This window comes from Vibrio sp. 10N.261.51.A3 (assembly GCF_041471965.1).
In the GTDB taxonomy this organism is placed as follows: domain Bacteria; phylum Pseudomonadota; class Gammaproteobacteria; order Enterobacterales; family Vibrionaceae; genus Vibrio; species Vibrio crassostreae_C.
Window position 1 is genome coordinate 18,225 of the sequence record NZ_JBFRPK010000008.1, and the last position, 25,168, is coordinate 43,392.

Annotated in this window: 21 protein-coding genes and 1 pseudogene; 9 read left to right on the forward strand and 13 right to left on the reverse strand. The window is 44.1% G+C overall.

Translation table 11 applies throughout. The features are described 5' to 3' along the window. Positions 1-9: 9 nt before the first annotated feature. The 6 genes from AB4371_RS02780 to AB4371_RS02805 all read right to left on the reverse strand — a co-directional run bounded on the left by AB4371_RS02780 (position 10) and on the right by AB4371_RS02805 (position 5,617). A complete protein-coding gene (locus AB4371_RS02780; RefSeq protein WP_017072409.1) occupies positions 10-480 on the reverse strand; it encodes a TetR/AcrR family transcriptional regulator in 471 nt (156 codons plus the stop codon). A 223-nt stretch (positions 481-703) separates the two neighbouring features. Beyond that, on the reverse strand, positions 704-1,543 hold the full coding sequence (locus AB4371_RS02785) for an energy-coupling factor transporter transmembrane protein EcfT (protein ID WP_017064241.1): 840 nt from the start codon (positions 1,541-1,543) through the stop codon (positions 704-706). Continuing rightward, positions 1,540-3,234 carry an ABC transporter ATP-binding protein gene (locus AB4371_RS02790; protein WP_017064242.1) on the reverse strand — a complete coding sequence of 565 codons (1,695 nt, stop codon included), beginning with the start codon at positions 3,232-3,234 and terminating at the stop codon, positions 1,540-1,542. Before AB4371_RS02790 ends, AB4371_RS02785 begins: the two co-directional genes overlap by 4 nt. A 6-nt stretch (positions 3,235-3,240) precedes the next feature. Continuing rightward, entirely contained in the window at positions 3,241-3,789 is a 549-nt protein-coding gene (locus tag AB4371_RS02795; protein WP_017066579.1) for an ECF-type riboflavin transporter substrate-binding protein, read from the reverse strand. 302 nt (positions 3,790-4,091) lie between these two features. Then, the gene (locus AB4371_RS02800; protein ID WP_017061874.1) at positions 4,092-5,222 is read right to left on the reverse strand and encodes an HlyD family secretion protein; all 1,131 of its coding nucleotides are present in this window, start codon (positions 5,220-5,222) and stop codon (positions 4,092-4,094) included. Beyond that, a complete protein-coding gene (locus AB4371_RS02805; RefSeq protein ID WP_017061875.1) occupies positions 5,222-5,617 on the reverse strand; it encodes a DUF3302 domain-containing protein in 396 nt (131 codons plus the stop codon). The genes AB4371_RS02800 and AB4371_RS02805 overlap by 1 nt, the downstream gene beginning before the upstream one ends. A 250-nt stretch (positions 5,618-5,867) precedes the next feature. Between AB4371_RS02805 and AB4371_RS02810 the strand changes: the two genes are divergently transcribed. Further along, complete coding sequence (locus AB4371_RS02810; RefSeq protein WP_017061876.1) at positions 5,868-6,770, forward strand: DMT family transporter; 903 nt, start codon at positions 5,868-5,870, stop codon at positions 6,768-6,770. A gap of 32 nt (positions 6,771-6,802) precedes the next feature. Here AB4371_RS02810 and AB4371_RS02815 read toward each other — a convergent pair whose 3' ends face one another. From AB4371_RS02815 to deoD, 4 genes are all read right to left on the reverse strand, one after another. Next, complete coding sequence (locus AB4371_RS02815) at positions 6,803-8,383, reverse strand: diguanylate cyclase domain-containing protein (RefSeq protein ID WP_372148850.1); 1,581 nt, start codon at positions 8,381-8,383, stop codon at positions 6,803-6,805. Continuing rightward, positions 8,383-9,852 (reverse strand): hypothetical protein, encoded by a 1,470-nt coding sequence (locus AB4371_RS02820; RefSeq protein WP_372148854.1) that lies wholly within the window; start codon positions 9,850-9,852, stop codon positions 8,383-8,385. Before AB4371_RS02820 ends, AB4371_RS02815 begins: the two co-directional genes overlap by 1 nt. A gap of 186 nt (positions 9,853-10,038) precedes the next feature. Next, positions 10,039-11,508 (reverse strand): lactate dehydrogenase, encoded by a 1,470-nt coding sequence (locus tag AB4371_RS02825; protein WP_017061879.1) that lies wholly within the window; start codon positions 11,506-11,508, stop codon positions 10,039-10,041. An 82-nt stretch (positions 11,509-11,590) separates the two neighbouring features. Then, positions 11,591-12,301, reverse strand: a complete 711-nt coding sequence (gene deoD / locus AB4371_RS02830) for a purine-nucleoside phosphorylase (RefSeq protein ID WP_017061880.1) — start codon at positions 12,299-12,301, stop codon at positions 11,591-11,593. Positions 12,302-12,647: 346 nt separating this feature from the next. On the opposite strand from deoD, the gene AB4371_RS02835 reads away from it, so the two are divergent. Continuing rightward, complete coding sequence (locus AB4371_RS02835) at positions 12,648-13,622, forward strand: L,D-transpeptidase family protein (RefSeq protein WP_029235199.1); 975 nt, start codon at positions 12,648-12,650, stop codon at positions 13,620-13,622. A 157-nt stretch (positions 13,623-13,779) separates the two neighbouring features. Here AB4371_RS02835 and AB4371_RS02840 read toward each other — a convergent pair whose 3' ends face one another. Then, positions 13,780-14,046, reverse strand: coding sequence for an Lpp/OprI family alanine-zipper lipoprotein (locus AB4371_RS02840; protein WP_017064250.1), 267 nt, complete (start codon positions 14,044-14,046; stop codon positions 13,780-13,782). A 361-nt stretch (positions 14,047-14,407) separates the two neighbouring features. Here AB4371_RS02840 and AB4371_RS02845 point away from each other — a divergent pair, with 361 nt between their 5' ends. Beyond that, positions 14,408-15,739, forward strand: coding sequence for a DEAD/DEAH box helicase (locus AB4371_RS02845; protein ID WP_017061883.1), 1,332 nt, complete (start codon positions 14,408-14,410; stop codon positions 15,737-15,739). A 96-nt stretch (positions 15,740-15,835) separates the two neighbouring features. Here the strand turns inward: AB4371_RS02845 and AB4371_RS02850 are convergent. Then, positions 15,836-16,960: pseudogene (locus AB4371_RS02850) on the reverse strand (SGNH/GDSL hydrolase family protein); the annotation flags it as partial. A gap of 473 nt (positions 16,961-17,433) precedes the next feature. Here AB4371_RS02850 and AB4371_RS02855 point away from each other — a divergent pair. Beyond that, a complete protein-coding gene (locus AB4371_RS02855) occupies positions 17,434-18,375 on the forward strand; it encodes a lipase family alpha/beta hydrolase (protein ID WP_372148857.1) in 942 nt (313 codons plus the stop codon). Between the two features lie 38 nt (positions 18,376-18,413). Continuing rightward, entirely contained in the window at positions 18,414-19,301 is an 888-nt protein-coding gene (locus tag AB4371_RS02860; protein ID WP_372131758.1) for a lipase secretion chaperone, read from the forward strand. Positions 19,302-19,408: 107 nt separating this feature from the next. Here AB4371_RS02860 and AB4371_RS02865 read toward each other — a convergent pair whose 3' ends face one another. Next, entirely contained in the window at positions 19,409-21,052 is a 1,644-nt protein-coding gene (locus AB4371_RS02865) for a methyl-accepting chemotaxis protein (RefSeq protein ID WP_017064253.1), read from the reverse strand. Positions 21,053-21,532: 480 nt separating this feature from the next. Between AB4371_RS02865 and AB4371_RS02870 the strand changes: the two genes are divergently transcribed. The 4 genes from AB4371_RS02870 to pstB all read left to right on the forward strand — a co-directional run bounded on the left by AB4371_RS02870 (position 21,533) and on the right by pstB (position 25,114). Continuing rightward, a complete protein-coding gene (locus AB4371_RS02870; protein ID WP_017064254.1) occupies positions 21,533-22,354 on the forward strand; it encodes a phosphate ABC transporter substrate-binding protein in 822 nt (273 codons plus the stop codon). Positions 22,355-22,465: 111 nt separating this feature from the next. Next, a complete protein-coding gene (pstC, locus tag AB4371_RS02875; protein ID WP_017064255.1) occupies positions 22,466-23,395 on the forward strand; it encodes a phosphate ABC transporter permease subunit PstC in 930 nt (309 codons plus the stop codon). Between the two features lie 15 nt (positions 23,396-23,410). Further along, complete coding sequence (pstA, locus tag AB4371_RS02880) at positions 23,411-24,274, forward strand: phosphate ABC transporter permease PstA (RefSeq protein ID WP_017064256.1); 864 nt, start codon at positions 23,411-23,413, stop codon at positions 24,272-24,274. Between the two features lie 90 nt (positions 24,275-24,364). After that, a complete protein-coding gene (gene pstB, locus AB4371_RS02885; RefSeq protein WP_004737715.1) occupies positions 24,365-25,114 on the forward strand; it encodes a phosphate ABC transporter ATP-binding protein PstB in 750 nt (249 codons plus the stop codon). Positions 25,115-25,168: the final 54 nt, after the last annotated feature.

The following is a 25,168-nucleotide window of genomic DNA, read 5'->3' on the forward strand; positions in this document are numbered from 1 at the left end:
ACGTTTGGTCTAATGCTGCTTGAAGTTCGTGAGATAGAACATTGAACGTCCTACGACAGTCTCAAGGATTCGAACGGAATCAAGCCCAAAGCTATTAAACATTATCTCGCGGAATTGACCATCTGAACTGATGTTAAACTGTTCAGGGCTCTTGACCTGGGAGGCATGGAAAAACATCAATTTGATCACGAATCGAAATTGATCATTATCTAGAGCGTTTTGCCAAGATTGAATGAATACTTCTTCCGATGAGAACTCTAGATTCTCTATAACAATTGATAGCATGTGTTGGTGTAACGCTGATCGGATAGCGCGGGTCGATGGATAATAGCCCTGAAGCGTCGTCAAACTAATGCCAATTTCTTGAGCAATCCTTGCATAAGTTAGTGCTTCATGTCCTTCAGCCAGAAAAAGGTTTAGTACGATCTCATCGTAGTGCTTTTGATTTTCTAGTTTCTGTACTTGAGTAATTCGAGCCATTACAAATCTCTATTGATTGTAACATTCTGTAAAAGAGTATATTAAGAGCTTATGAATTAAATCTCAAACTCCAAGGGTAAATAACTGGTCAATTTATCGTTAAATATAGTCAGTATTGTGTCATTGGTTCAATTATCAATCAGATTTTGGCATAAACAAAAACACCGCCCTATTGAGCGGTGTGTTATTTAAAGTCTTTGTTTATCTATGCTAATTCAGATGACTAGAACGGATACCAAAATAACTGCGGCTCTAGAATGCGTTTCGCAATGGCTAACACCACGATAAAAGCGATGACACCTAAACAAACAAAGTCGATACGTTTCAAAGGTGCATAGCTATACCAAGTGCGAGCTTTGTGTCGGCCAAAACCTCGTAACGTCATTGCGTTAGAGATCTCGTCTGCTCGGTCCAAGCTAGAGAAAATGAGCGGGCCTAGAACCTTAGCCACATTTTTGATTCGAGTAATTAGAGGCGCTTTCTTTGAGAGCTCTACACCACGAGCCTGTTGAGCATGCATGATATTGATGAAGTCTTTCTTAACTTCTGGCAAGTAACGCAGTGTTAAGCTGACCGCATAGGCGATCTTGTAAGGAACACCGATACGGTTGAGGCTAGCTGCAAACTCAGTCGGATGCGTTGTGAAGACAAAAATCAACGCTATCGGGAACATGCTCATGTATTTGAGCGTCACAGTAACCAAGTAAAACAGAGTCTCTTGGCTCAACGAGTAGTTACCCGGCAATGTCAGCAATAAGGTTTTGCTGCCGATGAGCTCAGTACCTTGCTGTGGAGCCAGCAGATACATGAACAAAGCATTTAGGCTCAATACACTCGCCGTACCCAATAACAGAGGCTTATATACGCGTACAGGCACATTGGTCAGCTTTAGCAGGTATAAACCAGTCACAATAAGCAGTGCAATCAATCTTAGGTCGAACGTAGTTAAGACCACGGTTACCCAAGCTAAGAAGAGCGCAAATTTGGTGATGCCGTTAAGTGCATGAAGCGGTGATTTTGTATCAATGTAATTGATGCCGAATTTTACTTTTGATACGTTCATTGAGCGCTTCTCTCGTAGTCGATGAAGTACTGCATGAATGCGTTGGTGTCGTCGATTTTCATCATAGTCGCGAGTTCATAAATGCTGGTGGTACAAAGATTTGCGCGTTCTAACAGCGATGGCTGACTGAATACTTCCGTCATCGCGGCATTGGCAATCAGCTTGCTGTCAGCAATGACAATTGAGCGTGTGGTGTACTCTAGAACAAGGTGCATGTCGTGTGAAATGATCACGACGGTGATACCTAACTCGCGGTTAAGCTTTTGGATAAACGCCAGCATTGAGGTGTAGTTGCGGTAATCTTGACCCGCTGTTGGTTCATCCAAGATCAGAAGCTCTGGCTCCAATACTAAGATAGAAGCGATCGTTACGCGTTTTTTCTGACCGTAGCTTAGCGCTTCGATTGGCCAGTGGCGGAACTTGCTCAAGCCACACAGCTCAAGAACGTTTTCCACCTTCTCTTTGATTTCCTGCTCTGCAACCCCACGATTACGCAGACCGAATGCAACTTCATCAAAAATCATATGATGAGAGATCATATGATTTGGGTTCTGCATCACGACACCGACTTTCTGGCTTCTTTCAAAGATAGAAAGCTCAGATAGGTCTTCACCATTTAGATAGGAAGAGCCTGAATCGGCATCGATCACACCCATGATGAGTTTAGTGATGGTAGATTTGCCTGAACCGTTTTTGCCTAAGATTGAAACGAACTCACCCTTACCAATCTTAAAGCTGACATCTTCGAGAGCGTTCTTTTCACCATCGTAAGAGTAAGTCAGGCCGTGGACCTCAAGCAAAGGTTGGTACTGCTTCTCGGCAACTGGAGTCGGCCGCTCTGCAAACCAAGCCTGAACCGCAGGGCGGAATCTTTTGTAATCGAGAGCTTTGAGGTTTGATAGCTTATCTTCACTGGTCAAAGGTGCTTTCGCTGCCTTCAGAGCAGATAAATAAAGTGGTTCACGAATACCGTGTGTTTCAAGCAGTTCAGAAGCTAAGATTTCATCGGGTGTCATGTCCGCGACAATTTCACCGCGCTCCATCAAGATCACTCGATCGATATCGCGATGTAGTACATCTTCAAGGCGATGCTCGATGATGACTATAGTCTTGTTGGTTTCTTTATGAAGTTGGTCGATGATTTCGATAGTCGCTTTACCCGTTTTCGGGTCAAGGCTAGCCAAAGGTTCATCAAACAACAGGATGTCAACGTCATCAACTAAGATGCCCGCTAATGACACGCGTTGTTTCTGGCCGCCGGATAAATCATGTGGCGAGCGATCAAGCATATCTGCTAAGTCGACCATTTTTGCTGTCGACTTAACCAGAGGGTACATATCAATGTTCGACACTAACTGATTTTCCAGTGCGAATGCGATGTCTTCGCCAATACTCAAACCGACAAATTGGCTATCAGTATCTTGTAATACTGTGCCAACCTGCTCGGTATAGTCGTGCATAGAAAAATCAGAAATGTTCTTACCGTTGATCTCTAGAGAGCCAGTCACCTCACCTTTGATAGCATGAGGGATCAGACCGTTAAGGCATTGACCTAGGGTAGATTTACCACTACCGCTTGGTCCAATAATGACGATTTTCTCTCCTTTCTCTATCCTTAGATTGATATTTTTTAGTGTCGGTTTATCCAGCGACTCATATCTAAAAGAGAAGTTCGAAAATGCTATAGTCATTATCGCTTATGCCTCAGTCAGGTTACGGCTTTGTTTGTTGCGTTTAGCGACTGATTTTAGGATCAGTAAGCCAACAACAGCGATCAGAACGGTGTTACCCGCAGCAATGATAGAGAGTTGAGTGAAGACTTTAGTAAACGGTTCTGCATAAAGGATGGTATCTAGGAATGCAGAGCAGCCGTAACCAACCACATTACCGGCAAGGGCAAGTACCACAAACAGCGCGAAGTCCTTCATAGGCAACTCACCTTGCTGAAGGCGGTTCTTGGTCAACATCGGGAATAAGCCGATAACCATGCCTACGATACCTGAGCCTAAAACCCAAGTTAACCACACACCCCAGCCTGCGAACAGATCCGTTACCCAGTGACCGATAAAGCCAACTAAGAAGCCAACAATAGGGCCGAACAAAACAGAAAACAGTGCTAGAACTGCCATTGCTGGTTTCAATGTCGTGTTAGCAAACACTGGGACACCAAACATAGGTAAACCACCAATGCCGTACAGTGCCGCGCCAATGGCGATAACGACCACTGTTTTAGCTGAAAAGTTCATAGATAACCTCGAATACTGAAAGATAAAGCTTAATAAAGAACGAATATTCACCATTATTAATATGCGTCTCAATGAGAACGTTTTTTGGGCAAATATAAAAAATAAGGCGCGCATTATACAGTAGAACCCTTCCATAAGGGAAGGTAAGTGTCTAGATGTCTAAAATTCCATCTGAACACCTAAATATCGTGTAAAAAGCGTAATTTTACGGTTAATCTAGCAACAAAAAAGCCAGAGCGAGTCTGACTTTTTCATTCGTCTTAACAATGTGTTAAGCGGGTTCGTCACGTACCTTTGACCGTTTAGTGGTCTAGGTATAGATAGTTTTGCCAACTCTTCATGCGAATAAGGACCTTGCGCATGATTGAAACGTGGGTGAAGCTGTCAGAATAAACGGCAACTTCAACCGCGGTACCCATAGGTAAATGGTAGTCAGACAGGTCATCAGTGATGGTCATTTTAGCAAATACGCGTCCATTAGTACGAAGTGCATTGGTACCAATAAGTGTCCCGCGCGCTTGAATTTGACTCTCACCAATAGCTGGGATTATTTCATCAATGCGTCCTTTGAAAATCTTGCCTGGTAGTGCTCTGAATAAAAATTCAGCTTCGAAACCAGGATGCAGTCGTTGCAATGAGTTTTGTCTGAATGCTGCGATGTAGTATTTTTCTTCCGTATGGACAAATGTCATGACAGGAGCAAGAGGTAGCGGTACAGCCATTACGCCTGGACGCAGTGCTAGTTGTGTAACATATCCATCCGTTGGTGCTCTCACGACCGTTTGGTCAAGGTTGAATTGAGCCTTACGTAAGTCTGCAAGTAATCCTGCCACTGCGGTGTTCTCGCCACCAATTTCAGAATTTAGAGCGATCTGAGCTTGTTGTTGACTTGCTTCTGCTACTTTTACTGCTGCTTCCGATGCCTTATAAGCTTGTCTACGAGTATCCAATTGTTGTTCGGTAAACGCACCACTTTCAAAGCCACGCTTATAACGAGAAAATTCGCGTTGCGCTTTGTCTCTTTCTGCAATCGCTTTGATTTTAGCTGCTTCAGCTTCAGCAACTTGAGATTCAAGCCCAAGTGCTCCTTGGCTTGCTTCTTTTACTTTCGCTTCGAGCTTAGCGACTTCTGCTTCAAAAGGGATAGGGTCAATTTTAAAGAGGATGTCTCCTTTCTTTAAAGGAGAATTCGCCTCAACAGGAACCTCAATGACTTTACCTCTAACGCCTGAAACAATTGGAGTCGTTGAGTAAACTTGGTTGCCAAGTTGTGTGAAAGGATGGTTGTAGTTCATTAATAGGATCAATGTTCCTACGATGACCACACCACCGAGCACTGCGGTAGGCACTGTCCATTTGTTTAGTGGGATATTAAATACTTTGAAAATAGTGATACAAAGTGCCGCGTAGGTCATTATCAGTAGTAAATCCATTACTTAGCCTCCTGATCTTGAACGTTGTTTGACTCTTTTTTTGTGCTGCTTTGTTTAGTATTTGCTTGTTTGAGCTGTGCGATCTCTTCTTGAAGGGTGCTAACTTGATCGATTAAAACATCCACTCGGTGATGAATATCGTGCTGCTCTTCTTCGAGTTTTTCGAAGCCCCAGCCTCGGTCTTTCCGCCATAATGTTGCCCAAATCCATAGAAAGGGCCAAATTGTGTGCAAAGTGAATAGGCTAACCCAGCCTGAGACGTGAATTGCGTCTTGGTGAGGATGATTACGTTCTTTGGCTATTTCATAAGGGATATCGTGAATAACGATGATGCCGTAAAAGATGACTAGAGCAACGAAAATGAGTAAGCCGAGTGCAAAGTAGTCTAAAAACATAACAGATCCTTGTAATGTTAGATGTTAGTTATAAATATAGTACGTTATCATCCAAGTAATTGTTATAAAAATGATTTGCTGAGTTATAAATAATGAGTGTTCGCTTCTAATGTGAGCAAAACTATTGACGAATCTTATAAAATCTCATCGCGTTTGAAGAGGCTATTTCGGCTTTCTGGTTGGTATTTTAGCTGAAATGATGACAGCTACGATTCTAAATGACGTGCACAACCACAAAGGATAAACACGGATGTATATAGGTGAATTGGCGGCTATTGGTGCTGCGATTGTGTGGGCGTGTGCGACATGGATTTATGGACAGTTTGGTCATCGCTTCTCTGCGATGCAATTGAACATTGTTAAGGGTGTAGTGGCGTCAGGGATGATGTTGCTGGTGATGCCTCTTATTCCGATGCCGGAGTTTGAACTGAGTACCAACCATTTTCTGATATTGGCAATTTCAGGTGTGATTGGCATTGCGATTGGAGATAGCGCCTATTTTGCGGCGTTGAAAAGAATCGGTGCCAATAAGACGCTGTTACTGGAATCTTTAGCCCCGCCTCTTTCTGGTGTGCTGGCATTAATGTTCCTGGGCGCTGTATTGACAGTGCAAAGTTGGCTCGGTGTCGTGATTACAACACTAGCGGTGACCTTCGTTGTCTTCCAGCCATCAAAATCGGCGAGCGGTGAATCGAATAACAAAGCGCAGTGGGGTGGCATTGGTTATGGGCTTGTGGCGAGTGTCTGTCAGGCATCTGGTGTGGTTATTTCTCATTACGCGTTAGTGGCGGGTGATATCCCACCATTGTTAGGTGCTTTGATTCGCCTGACGATTGGCGTGTTTGCTGTGATGCTGATTATCCCTTTCGTTGAAAAGAAGCCGTATTCATCGATAAAAAGAGATTTATGGGAAATGACCAAGCTCGATAAACTGTGGTTACTAGGAGCAATCTTTGTCGGGACGTTTCTCGCTCTATGGCTTCAACAAGTGGCGTTGAAGAATGCTAACCCTGCGATTGCACAAACGTTGATAGCGACCAGCCCGGTCTTTATTTTGGTGATTTATGCGCTGAAAGGGGAGAAGGTGTCAAAGCAAAGTATCATAGGCACACTTGCCGCCCTTGCTGGTATTTCTCTGTTCTTTTATCAATAAGCAGTTGGCCTAAGCTACAGAGCTATATGCCACTACTCTGTACACACTTGATTACGGCCGTTGGCTTTAGCTCGGTATAGCGCTTTATCGGCACGGTAGAAGGTACGTTGAGTATTCTCTCCGTCACGATGCAAAGTGATACCAATACTCACGGTCAAACCGCGCTCCCCAAGTATCTCATGCCAACCGAATTGGAAAATGCGCTCTCGATAATTTTCAGAGTGCATTTCTGCCTTCGGAAGATCAGTGTTCTCTAGAATGACGAGGAACTCTTCTCCACCAAATCTGACACATGACGCGCCTCTAAACTTAAAGTATGAACGTAGCTCTTGAGACACACTAACAATCGCTTTATCGCCCACTAAGTGACTCAGTTCATCATTGATAGACTTGAAGTGGTCAATATCAATAACCATCAGCGCGAAAGAGGTATCGTGCAGCAGCATGTCTTTCAGTTTCACATCTAACCAGCGGCGGTTGTGCAACCCTGTTAATGGATCTGTGAATACGTCTTGTTGAAGCTGAGCCACCGCATTCTTGTGTTGTTCGGTTGTCTCTTTGAGCTCTTTGTTCTCTTGTTCAGAGAGAATGAGTTTGAGTTGTAACTCAAAACGAGACAGTCGGCGTAGCTGGCTTGCACCGAGTTCACTGATCGGGATCTGCTTCATCAGATCGGTTTCAATTCGGTAGCCTTTTTTCTCATAGCTTAGCGCTTCTTGAAAACGCCCTTGATTCATACACACATCACTCTGCGAATCGTAGAATCGTTTTGCAAGTACTGGCGACGAGTAGGCTTTCACGCGTTTGTCTGTGCTCGACAAAATCATGCTCGCGTAGTCTTGCTTGCCGGTTGCACTTAGGCAATGTGCGAGCTCTAGACGAGTCATGGTTGCAAGCCAGCTTGCTTGAGTGCTGTTGGCTGGGTATTGAACCTTAGACAGACAGCGTAGCGCTTCATGGTGTTTTTTCTTAGCGCGCAGCACCTTTGCTTGGTAAAGCAGTATTTGAGCTGTGAGCAACTTGTCACTGACCAAAATACTCAGTTCTTCGCACTCATTCAGTAAATCGCTGGCTGCTGTAATGCGATTGAGTAGAAGTAGGCTTGCTACCATATGCAGCTTGAATTTGAGGCGAAGTGAGCGACTGCTTATCGCATGGTCTATGCTGCTGATTTTTTGGTAGTAACGAAGTGCTCTGTTGTGATCGCCATAGGAATCACACAGGTTGCCCATGCCTAAAATAGCTAATACATACTCATCGATATGACCGTGTTCAACCGCGATAGTCGATGAACTGACGAATTCATTGAGTGCTGAGGTGTAATCACCAGTTTCAACTAAGCGGTCACTTAAACTGGTTTTGACTGTCAGAATATCTTCGATATCGGCAGGAAGGTGGAGCAGATCGAGTGCTCGTCTCAACTCTTCGATACAGGTTTGATTTTGTTGTAACTCGGCACGGTATTCAGAGCTAATGATATAGCAGTGCGCTTGCTCTGTTTGCGTTGTCGAAACGTGCTGACGAATGTGGTTCCAGAAGATGATCGCTTCTTCACCTGATACTGATGAAGGGTCTAAACCGGCGTCTGTGATCTTGCTTAATAGAGTTTCCATTATTCTATTACCTCAGCATCGTCTTCTTCTAATTGTTCAAGCGTGAACGGGAACGTCAAAATATCATTGAGGCTGACGGTCGGTTTCGAACCCTTTAGTCCTTTTCTATGCCATGGATAGATATCAAGCATGGTGCTGAGAGTTTGGAAGGTTTGCTCTGCGGCTTCGCCTTTTTCGGAAAGCATAAGGGCCACACGTTCAGAACTTAGCCTTGCGATGAAGTCATTCTGGTTACATAAAGCATGAGCAATCTCGGTACAGACATCTAAGTAATCAGTATCGACATGATGGAACATAATGATGCTGTGGTTTGAACGTTTAAGCTCTGTCTTGAACAGCACCAACTTTTCCCACCAAAAGGTTTCAGAGACAACGTAAGAGAGGTGCTTTTCAGGATCGTACTCGTGCTGACCGCGAATACGATTAATCAGTTTTCGTGCTCTCTGTTCAAGTTGGCGTTTTGAACTGCGTGCTTTGTCCAAACCGACACGTGTCGTTTGCTCTTTGAGCATGCCGATAGAATATTGACGGTACTTTTTAAAGGCGACGAGCGCGGCTTGGAAGTCTTGGTTTTCTTCCGCCACCAAGGATTGTTGGTAACAGATTTGGCTCAGCAACTCGCCATTATCGAACTCGTTTGCGGATTGTTCTGCGAGCCTCAGTAATTCCGCCGCTTGTTCTGGTCTTTTTCTCAGGAGCTCCAATCTAGCTCGGCTGATGTATGAGTGCGCCTTCATCCAAACTAGGTTGTGTTCAACTGCCAGATTGTGCGCTTTGGCCGTGGCGCGCTCCGCGTCATCTAAGCGTTCAAGACCAAGTAGGGCAAGGCCTCGAAAGTCCCATACCTCTGCATGCCAAGTGTTATCTTTATGGTCTTTTAATGCTTCTTCTGCACCGTCCAATACCGACAGCATTTCAACATAGTTGTTGAGCAGGTAGTAATCCCACGCAAGCAGTATTCTGGCTTTACCCTCTAACCAACCAATGCGGCTGTTGTTAGCAACTTTAACGGCAAGCTGGTGGGTAGAACGTGCAAGTTTATATTCGTGGGTCATCCGCCAAATATTGCCAAGGCCAATGAGGCATTCAATTTGAATTTCGACTTCATCAACCAACGCGGACTGCTCTAAAGCATTGATCCAGAACTGTTGGGCGGAATAGTACTTGGCTTGTCCCCAGAACTGGAGCGCGTGTAAATGGAGGATTTCAGGGAGAAAAAGGTCGGTATCTAATCGGCTTTGGCGCTTGTAGGCTTCCTTGATGTATTTTAAACCTTTTTGGTAATCCATCAGGTTCCAGCTACATCTTGCCATTAACATTAATGACTGGATGGCACCCTCTTCAAACAGAACTTGCTCTGATCGGACTAGGCACTGTTGGGCAATCTCTAGGATCACCGTTGGCTCAGAGTCGACACGAGTTTTGAGTTTTTCTAATTCTGTTTCAAGAAGGTACTGATTTTTGTCCAAGACTTACATCCATGATTATCGAACATATTGATAACACAATCATTATAAGAGTGTAATTTGAGATAAGCACCAATTATCTTTCGTAGAGCGTCAAAGGAACATCGATCTTTTCTAATTATGGGTGTTACCTCATGTTGTCGCTTTAAAATCAATGAGTTCCCGAATAATTACCTAGAGGCTTTGTTGCTATGAAAGTAGTTGCTTTAGAGTTAATGGCAGCTCCCCTACGCCTAAGCGTTGTGCTGCCGTGAGCCCTTGCTTATCTTGGTAGCACAGATTGTGCCAAGCTCTAAATATGTCGAGCAATGGAAGAATGCCCCCAGGACGAAGCTTACGTCTGGGCTCATTAATAAAGCTATCAAATAACAACTGAAAGCGCTGTTGATAGAACTTAGTTTGTTGAATTGAGGCTGTGTTAAACCACTGTTTTGGTTCTGGATTGTTACCGGTTAGGTAGCAGATACCTTTCTGGTTATCACCCTGATTGGCAATAGCCCAGCGATCTCGCCACCAACTCATGTGAACGATGTCGATCTTTTCAAAACTTTGGTCGTCTTGCCAGCCTGAATCTTCTTCGACATACATGAGGTCAATATTTTGACTCTGAATGCGCGGCAAACATACACTTAAAGCGGCAGATCTTAGTAATGGATCTTGTGGCATATAGATGGCGACATGCTTGTCTTCGTTACACATATCCAACACATGTAAGAAGTGAGCATAAGAGGTATAAGGCGGTCGAATGAGAGCGCCTTTTGAAGGGTAACTAAATGTGGTGAGGTTACCCATAGGGTCCTCAACATTACCTCTCGCAAGAATCACTTGGTACTGCTGTTCAATGCGCTCTTTTAGTTTGTCAGAGGGCTGAGGCAGTTCGAGATTTGCTTCTGAAGAGTGCTCTTTGGATACAAATCGTGCCACATCATCATAAGGGTTATGGTCGACGTTTCCTGATGGTTCTTCATTTTGAGAGTAGTTAACGTGTTGGCAAAGTATATAGCCAGAATGCGCCTCGCCCGTCGCTATCCACACCACACCGTTGTTACTTTGTGGTTGCAGACGCTGGTAGTGAGATGCGAACTCGTAATCTTTCGCATGGTTAACCCATCGTGCATCGATCATCGCTAATTTACGACGACAACGGCTCGCGATATGGTCAACATGATCATAGAAAGTCTTTGGGTTGATCTCTAATTTTCGGCAGATTTCACGTACGGAATAGCCCATGAACAGTAAGCCCATGAGGTTCTCTTGAAATTGGAGTTTTTTATTGGATCCAGACCATTTATCAACGAAGGTTGTTTGGCAGTCTTTGCATCGATAACGCTGCCTGTCGCCACTGTAGCCGAAGGCATGATAAAGATGTTTATGGGTATGAACCGATAAGCCGAAGTTATCGCAATCATCATTACGACAAGCAGGGAGCCCGTCGCTGTGAAGTTGTCTTAGGCGATGAAGTTCGCTTAACACTTCACGATTGTTAAGTAAGGGGGGGAAAGCTCCACATTCACGACAAACCATCGCTGGACGCTTAGGGTTCGCGTGTTGCAAAACATACCGTTTTGCATCGCTCAAGCCAAAGTTGTCACACGCCAATGTTTTACAAAAGTTGAGTTGCAAACCATCCGCATCTTTTGGCAGCTTGTCGTTAGACACGATCTCCCCCTCGGGATTATTTGAGCAGCCAAGCGAGCCTGGCTGCGGGGTAACGCTTTTCAATGTATCTTTTATCAAATCGTTAGATGTTGATTGCTGTCTCTAGAGCAACTTTCATCATGTCGTTGAAAGACTTTTGACGCTCTTCAGAACTTAGTTTTTCACCACGGATGATGTGGTCAGATACTGTTAGGATAGTTAGTGCTTTAGCACCAAGGTCTGCAGCAACGCCGTAGATACCAGCCGCTTCCATATCAACACCTAGGATGCCTAGCTTTTCCATTTTTTCGAAAAGGTCAGCTTCTGGAGTGTAGAAAAGGTCTGCAGAGAATACGTTACCAACTTTAACTGGAACTTCTTGTGCACGAGCTTGGTTTACTGCTTCTTCTAGAAGACCGAAATCAGCGATAGCAGCGAAGTCGTGGTTGTTGAAACGAATGCGGTTTACTTTTGAGTCAGTAGATGCACCCATGCCGATAACAACGTCCATTAGTTTAACGTCGTCACGTACCGCGCCACAGCTACCTACACGAATAACGTTTTTCACGCCGAACTCAGCGATTAGCTCGTGTACGTAGATGCAGCATGATGGGATACCCATACCGTGGCCCATTACAGAAACTTTCTTACCTTTGTAAGTGCCTGTGTAGCCAAACATGTTGCGAACGTCACAAACTTGCTTCACGTCATCAAGGAATGTTTCTGCAATGTATTTTGCGCGAAGCGGGTCGCCCGGCATAAGTACTGTTTCTGCGAAATCACCAGCTTGAGCATTAATATGAGGTGTAGCCATGGTCGTTCTCCAAAGTTTAAACGGTAATTATAGGAACAGGATTTAATCAATTACCGATTCTGTTGAATTGAATTCGTTTTGTTGAGGCAATATTAGCGAGTTAGAACGTGGCTCCATGAGACTTTAGTCACAAAATAGGTCTGCCATTATAGTTTTATTAATATTGATAACCAAATATGTTGAAAGCGTAAAGGCAATCGATTTTGTATGGGTAAATTGCAAGTGAATGAGAAGAAAAGGCTTACATATAAACTTGTTGCCTATTAGTTTCGAGACAACAATACGTTGTAGAGACGTTTGATCAGAGATAATCTAAACTTTGATAAAAGACAAACCAAGGATTTGTATGTCGTATTGCGTTAACTCGACGCCTTTGCAGTCAATGAAAACACGACTCCACAGGGCGGCGTCGCTTGTTGTAAGAACTACTTTGCTTGCCAGCGGGATAGCTTCATCGTGGGTGTCTGCTGCAACCTTTGAATTGCCACCAACGGAAAGCCGCATTGTGGGCAGAATCCAGCAGCATGAAGTGGCGGCGGGCGAAACCTTGGCCATCATTGCCAAGCAATACGATATTGGTTTTCTCTCTTTAATGGCAGCCAACAAAGGGGTGGATCCTTTTCTTCCCGCGGAAGGCTATGTGTTAAGCATTCCAAGCCGCTTGATTTTGCCTGACACCCCAAGAAAGGGGATTGTCATCAATCTTGCTGAGCTAAGGTTGTATTACTTTGAGCCTGAGAAAAATCAGGTGCATGTTTTCCCTGTCGGCATCGGTCGAGTGGGGCGTGATACTCCCGAGATGATCACCAAGATAAGCCAAAAAAGACCGAATCCAACATGGACGCCACCAAATTCAATCCGCAACGAGTATCTTGAAAAGGGCATTGAATTACCAAGAGTGGTTCCTGCCGGGCCGGAAAATCCATTGGGAGAGTACGCTTTGAGGCTTGCTTATGGCGCTGGCGACTATTTGATCCATGGTACAAACAAAGATTTCGGGATAGGTTTACGAGTTAGCTCTGGTTGTATCCGAATGGAACCTAAAGACATTGAGTGGCTGTTTGAGCAAGTGAACCGTGGTGAACAGGTCACCATTATCAATGAGCCGATTAAGGTGTCATTAGAGCCTGATAGAAGTGTGTTTGTAGAAGCGCACGAGCCATTAACTCGAAGTGATGGTTCAAAGAAATCATTACAGATCCCTGTGGAACTAAAATGGTGGCTTGAAGACGCAGAACTGCCAAATTCAAAGGCGAAAGCGGTTATCTTTGCTCAAAACGGCGTACCTGTAGAGATAGCACCACCTGTGATTGAGTTTTAATTCGATTGCCTCTTCTGCAACAAGGGGCGGTTTTATCTTGTTTACTCGCATTAGTGTCACCCAAAAAAAGCACCACATCCGATAAGAAGTGGTGCTGTCTATATACTGCTTTTTGCGACTTATTTAATCTACAGCTTAATCGCGATTAGATCTCAAACTACTTAGTGTAAGACTCAGCGATGTTGTCGATACGGTCGTTAGCACGGTCCGCTTCTTCTTTCGCTGCCATTGCGGCTGCTTCTGCTTCTTGAGCCTTCATTTCAGCGGCTGCTTTGTCACTCTTAAGTGCTTCAACTTCGCTTGTTAGTTGAGCGACTTGGTTAGTTAGTTGATCCATTTCTGACACTGCAGCTTCTTCTGGCTCTGAAGAACAACCGGCTAAAATGAAAACTGAGGCTGCAGCTGCGATTAACGTCTTATTCATAAGAACTCCTTGCTTATTTATCATCAAAAGATGCGCTATACATTCTTTATCATATAGTCGCTTCATTAATGATTGTAGCGACTAATTTTTTAACTGCAAAAACAATAACTAAAGAAATTGCTAAATTTTTGAGGTAATTAGCTAAGTATCACGTTGTGTCTCATTTATGAGATGAAGGATTTAGAGACGACTTGAAGGTGTTTTTGGAGAGCTATCCCTTTGCTAGCAATGCATACGTTGTTCTAGCTAAAGATAGATAAAGGGATAAATTTACTGTGATCTCTATCCTTATAAAGTACTTTCGCGGTATCATGTCACGTTAAATTAATTTTATTCAATACCATCATGACTGGAGAGTCCTTTGCACTTTAAAGATTTAGGCTTAGATAACCGCTTACTGAAGAACTTAAAACATTACGACTTCAAGAAGGCGACAGAGATCCAATCAAAAGCGATCCCTGTTGCTATTGCTGGTAAGGATCTATTGGCTTCATCAAAAACGGGATCAGGAAAAACATTGGCGTTTGTGTTGCCAATGATACATAAAGCATTAAAAACAAAAGCGTTTTCTGCTAAAGATCCTCGTGGTGTAATTTTGGCTCCTACTCGTGAGCTAGCGAAGCAAGTTTACGGCGAATTGCGTAGCATGCTTGGTGGTCTGTCTTATGAAGCGGCGCTTATCTTAGGTGGTGAGAACTTTAACGACCAAGTTAAAGCACTGCGTAAGTACCCTCGTTTTATCGTTGCGACTCCAGGCCGTCTTGCTGACCACCTAGAACATCGTTCATTGTTCCTAGATGGTGTTGAAACGCTAATCCTTGATGAAGCGGACCGTATGCTTGATCTGGGTTTCGCTCCAGAACTTCGTCGCATTGCCAATGCAGCTAAACACCGTCGTCGTCAAACGTTGATGTTCTCTGCAACGTTAGATCACGCTGAAGTAAATGGCATTGCAAATGAAATGCTAGACGCACCTAAGCGTATCTCTGTTGGTGTTTCTAACGAGCAACACTTAGATATCACACAGAAATTCTACTTATGTGATCACCTAGATCACAAAGAAGCGATTTTAGACCGTGTACTGGAAGAAGCTGAATACCGTCAGGTAATGATCTTCACAGCAACACGCGCTGATACTGACCGTTTAACAGATAAGTTGAACGAGAAGAAGCTTAAAGCGGTAGCACTGAGTGGTAACCTAAACCAAACGCAACGTAATGCTATTATGAGCCAGTTCGAGCGTGCGGTTTACAAGATCTTGGTAACTACCGATGTTGCTTCACGTGGTATTGATATTCCAAACGTGAGCCACGTTATCAACTTTGATATGCCTAAGCATACGGAAGAGTACGTGCACCGTGTAGGTCGTACTGGCCGTGCGGGTAACAAAGGCGATGCGATTTCTTTGGTTGGTCCAAAAGACTGGGACAGCTTCAAGCGTGTTGAACTTTACCTTCAACAAGATTTGACCTTCTCTGTACTTGAAGGCCTAAAAGGTAAATTCAAAGGCATTAAGCCACGTAAACCTGCGTTTGCTAAAGGCGGTCCTGCTAAGAAGAAGACCAACACTCAAGCGAAGAAAACGCCGAAGAAACCAGTTAAGCGCGATAAGAGCTTCCACCAAAATGTGGCCGTGGGTGATACCGTGTTTATCCCTAAGAAGAAAGTCGCACCAAAAGTGGACGACGAGTAATCACCAGCCAGTTTTAAAGCGTTTGCTAGTAAAACTGACATAAATAAAAACCGCCAATATTAGGCGGTTTTTTTGTATCTCGACCTTGGCTCAGCCATTGGTTAAGCTGTGGCTTCGCAAGTAGTCCGCGGCTGAGCTTCGATTGATATTAAGACAAGCATCACTCGCGTTTCGAAAGCCATGTTGTTCTGGGTTATCGGTAATGCTGGCGAACAACGCACTTGCATCGAACAACACCACGTTTTTCCCCATACCTTGGTAATACTCGGCTTGAGCTTTGATGAACTGGTTGAATTCTAAGATCTTGCCACGAACTTTTATTATCTCTTGTTCGGTAGAGTATTTGAATTGAGGGGCTTTGGTTGCATCGGGTAAGGTGAACAGCAGGATATTGTTCGCACCAGATTCTGTTAAGCGGATCAGCGCGCTGCTAAAGTCAGCCTTTACATCGGCGACTTCTCGGTTGTAATTCATGAAGTCATTGGGGCCAAACTCTAAAGTAAACAGTGAGTTTTCCGGACGATAGTTTTTGGCGACTTTCATGTAGGTCAGATAAGAGGTGACTTGATCATAAACACCAGTCAATGCCACGTATTGGTTGGTACCTGCGGCGCCACCCACAGCCCAGTTATACAGAGGGACATCTTTCGCTTTTGCTAAATACTCCGTCCAGACTAAACCATTCGAAAAGTGCCCTAAAAACCACGAATCTGCGTTCGGAAAAACCCATTGTGAGCCATTAAATAGATTACCAGTGTCGGACAGGCTATCACCAAAGGTGACAATACGATTGATGCTACTGGCTTGAAAAGCGTTGTCGTTGGTCCAGATTGAGTGGTTGTAAGAGAAGCGATTATCTGCGGCAAAGTAGGTGATGTCAGCGGCGTCATGTTGGATGTCGAGCGTCTGTTCGCAACGTTGTTTAATTTCCGATTGCGGGGCATCGCTGTAGAACATGTTTTTGAATGAAACGGAAGACCACCAATATCCGTTGATCGTGTAGTAATCACCATTCTCTTTCTTTGCCCACTTCCAGTCGGTGGCTGGGGAGTCATGAGAGGCATCGGTTCGATACCAACATCTAACATATGAATAGGTCTCTGAGCCTTGTGCACTGAGTACTTGTGCAGATGTAATCGATTCAGGTGTTGGTATTGAGTCTTCAGCGGCATAAGCGCCAAAAGGCAGGGCTAACGTGAGTATTAAAGCCGTATTTTTCATCACTGTATTCTCTTTTATATTTAGATGAGCCAAACAGAAACGCTGTTGCTTGATAAGTGGATAAGTGGATAAGTAAATAACTGGTACGACCTATATCTAAAATCAATAATTAGCGTCAATATATTCAGGGTTGTGGTGTGTCGTTAATGGAATAAGCATCAAGTTATCAACGAGTTTTGGTTGAAAAATACCTGTTTCCAAACGGTTATTTGTCGAATAATTTTGGTTTATTGAGAATGTTGAATTGATATTTGAGTCGGGATATTGAAAGAACAATCTCATCAACCTTAGTTAAATGTTAATTTAATCAATTGCTTATGTTTTTTCTCCTGATTCTGTTTGCCTGATGTTCATCGCACCTGTTTAATTCAAGTTCGCCATCACAAATATGAAGTCGTTACTTTCTGTTTTATAAAATCATTATCTACGGTTCTTTTACTCATCAGAGGTCTAATCTGTTTAAGGAAAGAGCATTGAAAAAGATATTAATTTGGACGATAGCCTGCCTATCCAGTTTTGGCGTATATGCCGGAACGAGCGCATCAGCATTAGAAGCCAGCGGATACACTGAAACGAAATACCCCATTATGTTGGTACATGGTCTGTTTGGTTTCGATACATTAGCGGGCGTTGACTATTTCTATGGCGTACCTGAATCCCTAACCAAAGATGGCGCGAACGTATATGTCGCTCAGGTCTCTGCAACCAACAGTTCAGAGGTCCGTGGTGAACAGTTACTCAGCCAAGTTGAAACGCTGTTAGCTGCAACAGGAGCAAGTAAGGTGAATCTGGTTGGTCATAGCCACGGTGGGCCTACGGCTCGTTATGTTGCGTCAGTTCGACCTGATCTTGTTGCTTCAGTGACCAGTATTGGCGGTGTGCATAAAGGTTCTAAGGTCGCTGATCTCGTTCGAGGGAACGTATCTGAAGGCTCTGTTACAGAAGGTATCGCGGTTAAATTAGCAGGTGGATTAACGACACTGATTAACCTTTTATCTGGTGGAACGGATCTCGACCAAGGCGGCCTCGCTTCTCTTGAAGCATTGACCACAGAAGGCTCGCTAGCCTTCAACCAGTTTTACCCTGAGGGCGTTCCGACGTCTGAGTGTGGCGATGGTGAGTGGCAAGCAAGTAACGGCGTTTATTACTATTCATGGACAGGGTCTTCCACTTTTACCAACCTTCTTGATCCTACCGACGGAGCGATGACAATCCTAGGCTTAGCCTTCAACGAACCTAATGATGGCTTAGTAGGAGCATGCAGCGCGCATTTGGGCAAAGTGATTGGTGATGATTACAAAATGAACCACCTAGATGAGATTAATGGGTTATTGGGAATTCACCACTTGTTTGAGACAGATCCTGTAACTCTATATCGTCAGCATGCCAATCGATTGAAGTTGGCTGGCTTGTAGTCTGCAAAGCCGTTTAATAAGAAAACAAGGGAAGTATGATGAAAAAGACCGCCATTTTGTCGATAACCACGATAGCCCTGATGAGCACAGCGGCGGTCTTTTTATATCTAAATAATCAAGATACACATACTGACGACGAACAACGCGTCTCCTCATTGAAAGTCACCTCTCAGCAAGATACCGACATCGATAACGCATCAGCAAAAGACATGATGGAATATTTCGTGTCAGGTAATACAGAATTAACCCTTGAAGATATTCGAGACAACGTGGCGAAACACCACGAACAATCATCAACAACCGTGGTTGATGAAGCACTGTTTGCCAAATATCTTGAGTATAAGTCGGCACTGACATCGTTGGACGTGCAGTTCGATACCACATCCATTTCCGCTGATGATCTACGTGCACTCAATCAAGCGCTCCTTGACCTCCAAGCTCAGTTTTTCAGTGAGAGCGAGATAAGTATTCTGTTTACGCACGACAACAGAATGAGAGAAATCGCCTTAGAAAAGTTACTTCTGAAACAGGAGGGATTAGAGGATGAAGAATACCAACAAAGACTCGAATCCTATCTATCTGAGCAACCTGATTATGTTCAGTCGAGTCACCAGAATCAGGTGTTACTCCAACAGCTCTCTAGCTCTGAAGGTCTCGATGAACAGGGTAAATACTTAAAGAGAAGCGAACTTGTCGGTGAAGAAGCAACCCAGAGACTTGAAGCACTTGATAAACAAAGAGCGGCCTTTGAAGACTCGTTAGAGGTCTACTTCGCAGAACGAAATGATGTCTTGAAAGATTCATTCCTATCAAAAACCGAACAACAAGAGAAGATTGCGCAACTTAGGACTGAACATTTCCTACCAGAACAGCTTAGAAGGGTAGAAGCGATTGAAAGAATTCGAGCGGCTGAATCTCGTCAGTAGTGTCTAAAAGCGAAAAACCAGCCATGATGGCTGGCTTTTTGTTTATCGGCGAGTTCTAAAGAGCATACAGCCTGAATCTGTTTGCCTTGAACTTCGTACCTTGAAGCCTATACCTTAAAGTAATCCAACTGCTGCTTCTGTTGTTCTGCTAGGTTAGAAAGCTCGTGGCTTGCTGCAGCGGCTTGAGTAATGCCGGTAACGTTTTGGCTTACTAGGCTGTAGATGTTTGAGATGTTACGGTTGATGTCTGAGGTTACTTGGCTTTGCTCTTCGGCGGCAGAGGCAACCTGAGTGTTAATCTCAGTCATGTCCGTTACCGAGTTAGCAATGCCTGAAAGCGCCGCGCTTACTTCACCAGCAAGAGTTTGGTTGTGTTCCAGCATAGATAATGAGCTGCTCATGCTTTCATTCGCGTTACCGGATTGAACCTGCAAACCTTCTATGATGGTTTGGATCTCTTTGGTTGAATCTTGTGTACGTGCCGCTAGCATTCGAACTTCATCAGCAACCACTGCGAAACCACGACCGCTTTCACCTGCACGAGCGGCTTCGATTGCTGCGTTAAGCGCCAGCAGGTTAGTTTGTTCAGAGATACTTTGAATTACCTCAATCACTTTACCAATCTGTTCAGAGTGCTCTTTTAGCGTGCCCACAACATTTGCGGCTTCGCTTAGCTGAATCGCCATCTGTTCGTTAGCTTTGTTGCTTTCATTAAACAAGCTCATGCTGTGTGTCGCCATTTCGTCAGCTTGCTTAGACGCTGAGTCGGCTTGTACTGCGTTCTCATTAACGTGTGCTGCTGTGCTTTCCAATTGGTTCACAGCAGAAGCAACTTGCTCCACCTCTTGCTTCTCTTGGTCTGAGTTAACGCTGGACTGTGTCATTACAGCCGCTAGCTCTGTCGACGCAGAAGCCACTTCGATACTGATTCGAGACAGCGAGCTTACCGTGTCACGCAGCTGTTCAACAGACTGGTTTACGTCTTGCGCTAGGCGTGAGATTTCGTTGTCGCCATACTCTTCTGCTTTAACTAACAAGTTACCTTTTGCTACTTCCCGCATCGTTTCTTGAATGTTGCTGATCGGCTTAACAATGATACCAGCCAGCGTCCAACTGATAATTAGAGCTACAGACAGGATCACCAACAGTGCAATGGTCGCAGTAGTCAGCGTGCTAGCGTGTTGCTGGCCGTTGATGTCGACCTCTTGAGTGGCAAGCAAGTTCAGCTTTTTAGACAGAGTATTGATCGCTTGCACCATTTCATTACCCGCATGTCGGTATTGGTCGATTGCGATCTGGTAGCGGTTTTCAAAATCTGAAGATAGTGATGCATCGCCGTGTTTCGCTCTTAATAGCGGAAGCATGGTGGTACGAGAAAAATCGACATAGTGATTCATCGCTTTGTTCATCGCGGCCACTTCATCTTGCATGCCTGGCACTGTGTCTAATGAATTCAGTAGGCGAGTATTCTGATCGCGTTTTTGGTTTAGTGTTTCAACCAATGTTTTTACGTCATCAGCATTGAATAGACTGTAAATCGCTTTGATGCGCATGCCATAGCTGTTGTCGACGATTTCGCTAAGTTCTTCTTTATGTAAGATTAACTGGTCGGTTGCTACTGACACATCTTTGAATGCACTTTCTAGTTTTTCACCACCGATAATGACACCGGCTAAAAGTAAGACAACGGAAAATAGTACGGGTATAAGAATTTGTATTTTGATTGATAAGCCACTGAGAAGTTGGCGCATGTAATGTCCTTCTTTGAATAAAATAAAAAGATGAGAATTATTATTATTAGAATTAGTTGGCGATTCTAACTAATGAGACTGACAATTCAATCAGTAAAGGCTTTGATTTCGTTATATGCGATAGGTATTTGATATAGATGGTTGTTTATTGTTCTAAATGGCGATAAAGGTGGATCTTTTTATCCATCGTGTTAGGGCTACTTGATTGATAAATAGAGAAATATATTGGTTAGTATTCGATATAAATAGGGAAGGAAATCTAGCTTTTTGGTGCTCAAACGATGGTGAGACCTGCATTCACTAACTGCATCTGATGGGGGCGCGACTATCAATTCATCGAGTAGGAGAGAAATTAGCCATTAATTTGTAGTTGTCATATAGGCTTCAATTAAGTGAAACACAACTGTCACATTCGGATTCTAAAGTAGGCCTCGTTCAAGCAAAACATTACGGCAATAACGCCACTAAAGGAAATTTGTGATGAAAAAGACAGTTATCGGTGCAATCGCACTACTAGGCGCTCTAACAGTGAATACAGCTTCAGCTAAAGAAACTATCTCTGTAGTTGGCTCTAACAGTGCTTCTCCACTGGTTGAAGTTTTTGCAGAAACCTACATGAATAAAGGCGAACCAGTGTTCATCGAAATTCAAGCACCAGGTTCTTCTGCAGGCATCAAAGCAGCAAAAAATGGAAGTGCTGACCTTGGTATCTCTTCTCGTGACCTAAAAGAAGAAGAGAAAACAGCTGACCTGAAAGAGCTAGTTATCGCTCGTGACGGTATCGCAGTTGTTGTTAACCCGAACAACGAAGTATCTGCTCTTACTGCTGAGCAAATCACTTCAATCTACAAAGGCGACATCACTAACTGGAAAGATGTTGGCGGTGCTGACAAGCCAATCGTAGCAATCACTCGTGATACTGCATCAGGTACACGTGGTGCATTCGAAGACATCATGAAGCTTAAGAAGAAGATTGGCGATAAGAAAGTATCGGCTATCTCTCAACGTGCACAAGTTGCAAACGGTAACGGCGCACTTAAAGTTTCTGTAGCAAGCAACCCATACGCTATCGGCTTTATCTCTCTAGGTACAGTTGACGAATCTGTTCAAGCTCTAACTATCGACGGCGCTGCTGCGACTGTAGACAACGTTAAGAACGGTTCTTACAAAGTTGCTCGTCCATTCCTAGTTCTTTACAAAGCAGGTGCTCCAACAGCTGAAACTCAACAATTCCTAGATTGGATGGTTGCAGATGAAGCTCAAGCTATCGCTGGTAAGAAAGGCTACATCACAGTTAACTAATCTTAACTGACTCAATCTTAATTATTGCTCAGCCTGCTTTAGGCTGAGCCTTTTCTTTCAACTTTGTTTATTTCGAGCTCTTATTGAGCCACAAAGTTTGAGATTTTATATATGACCATCGCAAATAGTGAAAAGCTTATGAATACTGAAGCGACTCAAATCAACAAGCCAAGTCTACGTGCTAAGAAGCGCATCGACTGGAGAGAAAGAATCTTCCACGGCTTGTTCTTATCGAGTGCTGTAATCGGCATCGTATCACTAGCCGTTATCGCTTACTTTATCGTTGCAGAGAGTATCCCTGCATTCCAAGAGGCCGGTGTTTCTGGCATCGTTCTGGGTGTTGACTGGTTACCTCCAGCTCTATTCGGTGTTGCAACCATGATTGTTGCATCGATTGTTTCGACACTTGGAGCTGTAGTTGTTGGTGTGCCAGTTGGTGTATTAACCGCTATTTTTATTGCTGAGATTGCTCCAAAGCGTCTTGCAGATATTATTCGACCAGCAGTTGAGCTTCTAGCGGGTATCCCGTCGGTAGTTTACGGCTTCTTCGGTCTAGTAATTATCGTTCCAATGATTCAAAACGTTTTCCAAGTACCAGCGGGTAACACTATCCTGGCGGGTATCATTGTTCTGGGTATCATGATTCTTCCTACCGTTATCACGGTTTCTGAAACTTCGATTCGTGCGGTACCTCGTACATACAAAGAAGGTTCACTTGCACTGGGTGCTTCGAAAATCTACACGATTTTTAAGCTACTCGTTCCTGCTGCACGTTCAGGCATTATGACTGGTGTGATTTTGGGTATCGGCCGCGCACTTGGCGAAACGATGGCAATCATCATGGTTATGGGTAACGCGCCAGCAATGCCAGAAGGCATTTTGGACTCTGCTCGTACGCTAACAGCAAACATTGCAATTGAAATGTCTTACGCAAGTGGCGTTCACGCTAACGCACTGTACGCAACAGGTGTTGTACTTCTAGTGTTCATCATGATGTTAAATGGTGCTCTACTTTATCTTAACCGTGAAAAAGCGAAGTAGGCGAGGATAAGTAATATGGATCGCGTAAAACTAAAACAAGCACGTCAAACCAAAGATAACATCCTAAAAGGTTTTATCTGGGCAGCTGCAGCTGTAACCGTTGGTTTCTTATTCTGGATTATTTGGTACATCCTATCGAACGGTCTGCAATACGTAGATTGGAACTTCATCACTGACGATTACACTCGTACTGGTGAAGAACGTGGTATTTTCCCAATGATCATTGCCACGATCTACATGGTAATCGCATCGATTGCGGTAGCCGCGCCACTGGGCATCATGACGGCGATATACTTAACTGAATATGCGAAAGTAGGTAGCCGATTGGTGAAAGTGATTCGATTCTGTACTGAGTCGTTAGCTGGTATCCCATCGATCATCTTTGGTCTGTTCGGTATGACCTTCTTTGTTTCGATTCTTGGTCTTGGCTTCTCGATTCTGTCGGGTGCACTAACGCTAAGTATCCTGATTCTTCCTGTAATCATTCGTACTACAGAAGAAGCATTGATGGCAGTGCCACAAACTTACCGCGAAGGCTCATACGGCCTTGGCGCTTCAAAAATCTACACTATCTGGCGTTTGATCTTACCAAGCGCAATGCCAGGTATCTTAACTTCGGTCATTCTTAGTATTGGTCGTGTAATTGGCGAATCAGCACCTGTATTTTTAACAGCAGGTATGGTGGCACGTGTTCCTGAGTCGGTATTCGATTCTGGCCGTACACTAACGGTTCACCTATATAAGCTGACAACAGAGCTATTTACTATCGATGAGTGGAACCAAGCCTACGGCACGGCGACAGTCCTCATCGTACTGGTTCTCTTGATCAACATGGTTACAAAACTGATTGCGAGACGCTTCAACACGGCAACTTACTAAGCTCATTAGCTGGCTCATAAATAAAGCGAGCCCCCGTGATAAAGAAAGCATCAAGTTAGACACGAATTTAAGAATTTAGAGATTACGAACATGAATAAATTTGATATTGAGAACCTAGATCTGTTTTACGGCGACAACCAAGCGCTTAAATCTATCAACCTGCCAATTCCAACTCGCCAGGTTACTGCTCTGATTGGCCCGTCTGGCTGTGGTAAATCAACACTATTGCGTTGTTTGAACCGCATGAATGACCTAATTGAAGGCGTTACGATTAAGGGTAAGCTGGATATGGATGGCACTGACATCTACGGTAATATCGATGTCGCTGACCTACGTATCCGCGTAGGCATGGTATTCCAAAAGCCAAACCCGTTCCCAATGAGCATCTACGAGAACGTGGCATACGGCCTACGTGCTCAAGGTATCAAAGACAAAAAACACATCGATGAAGTGGTTGAGCGCTCGCTACGCAGTGCTGCACTGTGGGATGAAGTAAAAGACCGTCTTAAAGCGCATGCATTTGGTCTGTCTGGTGGTCAACAACAGCGTCTATGTATCGCACGTACCATTGCAATGGAACCAGATGTAATCCTGATGGATGAACCAACATCGGCTCTAGACCCAATCGCGACACACAAGATTGAAGAATTGATGGAAGATCTGAAGAAAGACTTCACTATCGTTATCGTAACGCACTCAATGCAGCAAGCGCGTCGTATCTCAGACCGCACGGCTTTCTTCCTAATGGGAGAGCTTGTAGAGCATAACGAAACCAGCGTTATCTTCAGTGAACCAAAAGATGATCGTACTAAAGGTTACGTAAACGGTGACTTCGGTTAATCGACGATTTACGTGTGGTATTTAAGCGATTAGATACCTTTACACACTAACTGA

Bases quoted from the DNA above. Each gene is read 5' to 3' on its own strand.
- AB4371_RS02780 (WP_017072409.1), bottom strand. From the start codon at position 480: ATGGCTCGAATTACTCAAGTACAGAAACTAGAAAATCAAAAGCACTAC.
- AB4371_RS02785 (WP_017064241.1), bottom strand. From the start codon at position 1,543: ATGAACGTATCAAAAGTAAAATTCGGCATCAATTACATTGATACAAAA.
- AB4371_RS02790 (WP_017064242.1), bottom strand. From the start codon at position 3,234: ATGACTATAGCATTTTCGAACTTCTCTTTTAGATATGAGTCGCTGGAT.
- AB4371_RS02795 (WP_017066579.1), bottom strand. From the start codon at position 3,789: ATGAACTTTTCAGCTAAAACAGTGGTCGTTATCGCCATTGGCGCGGCA.
- AB4371_RS02800 (WP_017061874.1), bottom strand. From the start codon at position 5,222: ATGGATTTACTACTGATAATGACCTACGCGGCACTTTGTATCACTATT.
- AB4371_RS02805 (WP_017061875.1), bottom strand. From the start codon at position 5,617: ATGTTTTTAGACTACTTTGCACTCGGCTTACTCATTTTCGTTGCTCTA.
- AB4371_RS02810 (WP_017061876.1), top strand. From the start codon at position 5,868: ATGTATATAGGTGAATTGGCGGCTATTGGTGCTGCGATTGTGTGGGCG.
- AB4371_RS02815 (WP_372148850.1), bottom strand. From the start codon at position 8,383: ATGGAAACTCTATTAAGCAAGATCACAGACGCCGGTTTAGACCCTTCA.
- deoD (WP_017061880.1), bottom strand. From the start codon at position 12,301: ATGGCTACACCTCATATTAATGCTCAAGCTGGTGATTTCGCAGAAACA.
- AB4371_RS02835 (WP_029235199.1), top strand. From the start codon at position 12,648: ATGTCGTATTGCGTTAACTCGACGCCTTTGCAGTCAATGAAAACACGA.
- AB4371_RS02840 (WP_017064250.1), bottom strand. From the start codon at position 14,046: ATGAATAAGACGTTAATCGCAGCTGCAGCCTCAGTTTTCATTTTAGCC.
- AB4371_RS02860 (WP_372131758.1), top strand. From the start codon at position 18,414: ATGAAAAAGACCGCCATTTTGTCGATAACCACGATAGCCCTGATGAGC.
- AB4371_RS02865 (WP_017064253.1), bottom strand. From the start codon at position 21,052: ATGCGCCAACTTCTCAGTGGCTTATCAATCAAAATACAAATTCTTATA.
- AB4371_RS02870 (WP_017064254.1), top strand. From the start codon at position 21,533: ATGAAAAAGACAGTTATCGGTGCAATCGCACTACTAGGCGCTCTAACA.
- pstC (WP_017064255.1), top strand. From the start codon at position 22,466: ATGACCATCGCAAATAGTGAAAAGCTTATGAATACTGAAGCGACTCAA.
- pstA (WP_017064256.1), top strand. From the start codon at position 23,411: ATGGATCGCGTAAAACTAAAACAAGCACGTCAAACCAAAGATAACATC.
- pstB (WP_004737715.1), top strand. From the start codon at position 24,365: ATGAATAAATTTGATATTGAGAACCTAGATCTGTTTTACGGCGACAAC.